Below are 4,897 nucleotides of genomic sequence, written 5' to 3'. Positions count from 1 at the left end.
GGCCAACGTGCCTGGGGGCATGCCCCCAGGCACGTTGCCATCCCATCAACCAACCATCATGAAGGAGCCGGACTCTACCTCTGAGTGGTAACAATCAGGGGCGCACGTCACCGGCAAATCGACGATCCTCAAATCCTATGCCGACAAGGCCAATGCCGAGGCGCGGGCCGACACCATCCCCGTTTTCTATATGGAGCTGGCATCGGCGACGACACCAAACCAGATGCTCGATCAGCTGCTCACGACATTAGGCGACACCGCCCGCGTCCCATCGGAAGCGCAGCGGTTCAAACGTGCGTGCGACATCAGCCTGGACCGGGGGATCGAGCTGTTTCTGTTCGATGAGGTGCAGCACCTAATCTCCCACGATACGGCGCGTGTCGCCTGGCGTGTGACGGAGGCGATGAAGCGTCTTCTGAACGAAGGCGTAGCGCCGATCGCTTTTGGTGGCGACCTGAGCGCGACGTCGCTGTTCCGATCCAATCCACAGCTCCGCAACCGCCTGTTGCCGCCGGTCGAGCTGCCTCCGCTCGATTATAGCAGCACGGCTGATACCAGCTACGCATCGATCTTCTTTGATCACCTCGATCAGAGGATGGTCGATGAGCGGCTTGTATTTACGAAGGCCAATCTGGGTTCGGGGCAAATTCCGTCGGCCCTGTGCGCTGCTAGCGGCGGTGTTATTGGCACTGCCTGCAATATCGTCCGGGAAGCACTCCGGATCGCTTTGAAGCGCAATGCCAGGAAGATTTCCGCCCAGGACATCTCCGACGCAATCGATACTTGGGCGATCCCGCAGGGGTTTGCTCCGTCCAACCCTTTGTATCGCTGGAGGGAGGCGGCATGATCAGCGCTCTTCCGATGCGGTTCCGCGCGCCGTTCGCCGACGAGGCGCTCCCCGGCTATCTCAGCGAATGTGCCGATCGCTATTCCGCGCATCCTGGTGCGCTGCTCGAACTGGCCGGCTGCCCGACCTCTTTGAAGCGGTCGGCATTCCTGACATCGCTTGAAGGGGAGCGGCTGGCCCATCTCCTGGGGCAGCGGCCCGCTGACCTGCTTGGTGCCAGCTACCGCAACGTGAAGGCTGAGGGGCGCATTCCGCTGGTCAGCTTCAATGGTGCGCTGCTGCGCCGGGGCCATCTAATCGCGAGGAAGCGTCGGCTCTCCCCGGCGACGATGCGGGCAAGCAATCACATTCGCGCGCTGTCGCTGGTCGAGCCAATCGCCTTCTGCGCCGATAGCTGGACGATGCTCACGGACCAGTGTCTCAGCCCGGAGTGCGGCAAACCCCTTTCCTGGCAGAAGCTGGATCATGTGTCGCGCTGTCCTCACTGCGAGAGCGATCAGCGCGATTTCGAGACGATGCCGGTCCCGCAGGACTTGCGGGCGCATCTCCGTTTGTGGACTGACCTGGTGCACCCGCTCCCGGATCGCCGCGTGGCCGCCAGGGAAAAGCTTCCCGAGGCACTCCAGGCAATGGATCCGGGCTCCATCTTCGATCTCGTGCTGGGGCTGGCGAGCGTTCTGGATGTTTTCGCCGATTCCGACGGCGCGCGTCCGCTGGAAGGAATCGCCCGCGCAACAGCAATAGTGCTGGGATGGCCTCGCTCCATCCTCGCGATGCTCGATACCGATGCTCGGACGGGCGATGCGAGCCGTCAGTCACTCTCTACGCACCTACGTCGTTACGCCCAATCGGAGGCGACATTGCCGGAGGTGCGCGCGTTGCTGATGGACGACCTGGTGCGTGAACGAGACTGCGCACTGGGAGCAAGGGCGGAAATCGCTGCCGCGCGCCGACGGCTTCGCAGCCTGGGCGTTCGGGAGGCTGCTGACTATCTCGGCATTGCTCCCGCCTATGTCACCAAGTTGCGGCGTGCAGGCATTTTGGAGACGGAGACCGTCACGCGTGGCCGATCTCGGCTGGACCTCGTCACCCAGCGATCGTGCGACGCGGTGCGCAGGGAGCTCGAAGATCGGATGTCCGAGGCCGAGCTCGCCCAGGCCTGCGGCCTCTCCACGCATGCGATCGGGCAGTTGGTGGAAGCCGGACTGGTCGAGCCGCTACGAACGCCGGCAATCGAAATCCTCTTCGACCGCCCGATGTTCAAGCGCTCCCACGTTGAGCGCTTTCTCGAGCGGCTGCGGGCCCATGTCTTTCCGCTCAGCGGCGGGGACACCGATTGGATACCCTTGGCCAAGGTCTTCACCGCGATCGGCGGTCGGCCCAAGCCCTATGGCAGCTTCTTCATCTGGCTTTTCGACAGGCGTGCGGCCTTGAAGGTTCCAGCCGAGGCCGATGGCGGCTCGGATATGACCGCGCTGCACGTGCCTCCAATGGTAGCGGACAGCCTGGAAGATTTTCGCAGCGCGTTCTCGGCTGGTGAAGGGGAAGAGCCCATCTCGGTCGTAACCGCGGCGGAGATTCTAAACTGCGATTCCGCGGCCGTCCGGCGGCTTGCCAATCAGGGCTATCTGGAGCCTCACCCTTCGGGAGGGGAGGATACCATAACGACGCGGAGCGTCGCCCGCAGCGCGCAGCAGCTCATCAGCATCGCCGAGATCAATGCGCGGCTGGGATCTAAGGAACGCCGCGCGGAGCGGTGGCTGGGCGCGCACGGCATGCAGCCCAGGACGGATGGATTTGCCGATCGGCAGCTCGCTGAGAAATGGCTTCGCCGGAAGACACCGCTCGGATTGGTTCGGCGCGAGCTGCTCCGGCTGACGATGGACGATGTCCATAAAGGTGCCGCGGATCTTACCGATCGAGAATGGGATTTGGTCCGTCCCTGGGTGCCGCGGCGCCGGCGGAGCCGAAGAGGCGTATGCGACAGGTCCGTGGTGAACGGAGCGATCTGGGTTTCGGCAACGGGCCGGCGGTGGAAAGACATGCCCGGCCGTTATGGCGACGCTGGCGCATGCTACAGCCGCTATCATCTCTGGAAACGCGAGGGCACCCTGGAGACGATAGCAATGGTTCTGGCCCGGGATCGCCAGCGGCAGGCCGCTTCGGCTACGGAGGCACGTCCATGAGCGATGAAGTCGAACAGGCAGAGCGGCTGGCCGGGATCGAGCGTCTAGCGCTCGAGCATTTCAAGGACGCTGCGAAGGCGCAACGCTGGCTCACGGAACCGCACATGATGTTGGATCTCGTGGCGCCGGTCGAGGTTGCGAAGACCAAGGACGGTATGGAGCGTGTGATCCGCCTGCTCGGCCGGGCGGCCTCAGGCGTGGCAGTCTGAGCGATGCGCATGTACTTCGGCAGCATCGCGATCGTCGCCACGGAGGTTCGGGCCAGCGTCTGGGCGCTGAAAGCGTACGTGGTGGACAATGTGGAGAATCCAGGGGAGGCTTTTGACGTTCAGCCGGTTACGGTCACGACTTCTGAGTTTTTCCCTGCCGCATATGTCATGGCGCAGGCCGCCGCAGCGAAGCAGCGCATTCAGAAGCGATGAACTCGATTAACCCGCAAGATCTGGAATCAGAGAAATGCGGGTTAACTTCGGGCGACCGCGATACTCGATCCCAATGGATCAGCGTTGCGACCGAGGCTGAGGAGCGGTACCTCATGGGCATGGCAACGAGTACTCTTCGCGGGATCGAAACCAGCTCGGTGCAAGCCGCCGCTTCCCCGCGGGCATTGCCGAATCGGAGATTCCTAATGGTTGCTTCGCTGAAGCCAGTGACCAAGCGGGCGACAATCACCAGCACGCAGGCAGACAAGGCCGTCAGATATTATCTCGCAGCCCAGCTGCGATAATTTCGTGAGTCCGTGGCCACATTGGTCGCCATCTCCCTACACCGGTGCGGTCGGCAGCTATGCGTCCCAATCTCGGTCATCCCATCCATCAATCGCCTTCCCCGAAAGCCGACATTCCTCAGATTGCTCGCGCCTCTCAATCTCTTCGCGACTGTCGCGATCACCCGCCGATGCTGCCGGGCGCGTTGCGCAACCCCACCAGCCAAGGCATCCTGGCGACCCCGGCTCTACTTATGAGTGGAGGAGCTTCGGGGAGCACGTCAGTTGTAGTGCTCGACGAAGTCTTCGATCTGAGCCTCGAGGTCGCCGGGCAGGAAGTGGTTTTCCGGCGCCGCCACAGCCGATGAGGTCAAGGATCTGCGCCGTGGGGCTGGTGCTCTGAAAGAGTGCGTCGCCGATCTGACGTTGGAAAACCGGTTGCTCAAAAAAGCATGATTGCGGATGAGCGCGACGACGCATGAGGTATCCCGCATCCGAGAAGCTCGGGATCATCAGGATCGTCGAGCAGTCGCACCTTCCGGCGAAGCGAACCCTCGACCAGCCGGTCAGAGGTTCGGTGCCCGTTGCTCGAAAGCGTTCGGGCGCCAATCAAGCGGCGCCAAGGTTATCGCGCATGCAACAATATTATGAAGATTAAAAATTTGTAATGTTAATGGTTATGCGAACGCCTTTCAAAAGGATATCCTGACGATCTCCAGAGGTGAGCGCTCGAATTCGGCCATTATTTCCCGGTTCAATCCCCTCGCTCTGGTTCCTTTGTGACGGGGACCATGTTAAATTTTCATATTAATGTAACATTGCGGCCGGAATGAGCCACCTTAGCACTTGCTAAAAGGGGGTTCCATGCGTGGTGTCAGATGCTTGCTGCTATCGTCTGCTGCTATAGCCGGTATGATAGCGACAGCTGCAAGTGCTCAGGAGAACACCACTTATAGCTACGATGTTCTTGGAAGACTCGTAAAGTCGAGTATCAGCGGCGGGCCAAATAATAATACGCAGACCGCGATATGTTTCGATGCAAGTGGAAACAGAGTGCAATATACCGTGGGGTCAACTACGCCCGCGTGTGTTTCGGTCGGGACACCAAATTCAGCGCCGACACCGACACCAACGCCGACACCAGCTCCCACCCCCACC

General features: G+C 61.3%; 4 protein-coding genes and 2 pseudogenes. 5 read left to right on the top strand and 1 reads right to left on the bottom strand.

Annotated elements, in window-relative coordinates; all coding sequences use genetic code 11:
* Positions 1–109: 109 nt before the first annotated feature.
* The 5 genes and pseudogenes from FFS08_RS23250 to FFS08_RS23230 form a co-directional block, all read left to right on the top strand.
* Positions 110–847: pseudogene (locus tag FFS08_RS23250) on the top strand (TniB family NTP-binding protein); the annotation flags it as partial.
* A complete protein-coding gene (locus tag FFS08_RS23245; RefSeq protein ID WP_137865110.1) occupies positions 844–3,033 on the top strand; it encodes a transposase in 2,190 nt (729 codons plus the stop codon). The pseudogene FFS08_RS23250 and the gene FFS08_RS23245, both read left to right, overlap by 4 nt.
* Positions 3,030–3,242, top strand: a complete 213-nt coding sequence (locus tag FFS08_RS23240) for an MbcA/ParS/Xre antitoxin family protein (protein WP_171012786.1) — start codon at positions 3,030–3,032, stop codon at positions 3,240–3,242. Before FFS08_RS23245 ends, FFS08_RS23240 begins: the two co-directional genes overlap by 4 nt.
* 9 nt (positions 3,243–3,251) lie before the next feature.
* Positions 3,252–3,455 carry a hypothetical protein gene (locus FFS08_RS23235; protein ID WP_137865108.1) on the top strand — a complete coding sequence of 68 codons (204 nt, stop codon included), beginning with the start codon at positions 3,252–3,254 and terminating at the stop codon, positions 3,453–3,455.
* A 635-nt stretch (positions 3,456–4,090) separates the two neighbouring features.
* Positions 4,091–4,301 (top strand): annotated as a pseudogene (locus FFS08_RS23230) (IS3 family transposase); the annotation flags it as partial.
* Positions 4,302–4,695: 394 nt separating this feature from the next.
* Here FFS08_RS23230 and FFS08_RS23900 read toward each other — a convergent pair.
* Positions 4,696–4,897 (bottom strand): hypothetical protein (locus FFS08_RS23900; RefSeq protein ID WP_212742071.1); only part of this gene is annotated, 202 nt, incomplete at its 5' end.

Origin of the sequence: Sphingomonas sp. 1F27F7B (assembly GCF_005503355.1) — a bacterium.
In the GTDB taxonomy this organism is placed as follows: domain Bacteria; phylum Pseudomonadota; class Alphaproteobacteria; order Sphingomonadales; family Sphingomonadaceae; genus Sphingomonas.
Note: the sequence above shows the minus strand (reverse complement) of the source record. Positions and strands in the feature narration are given on the sequence as shown.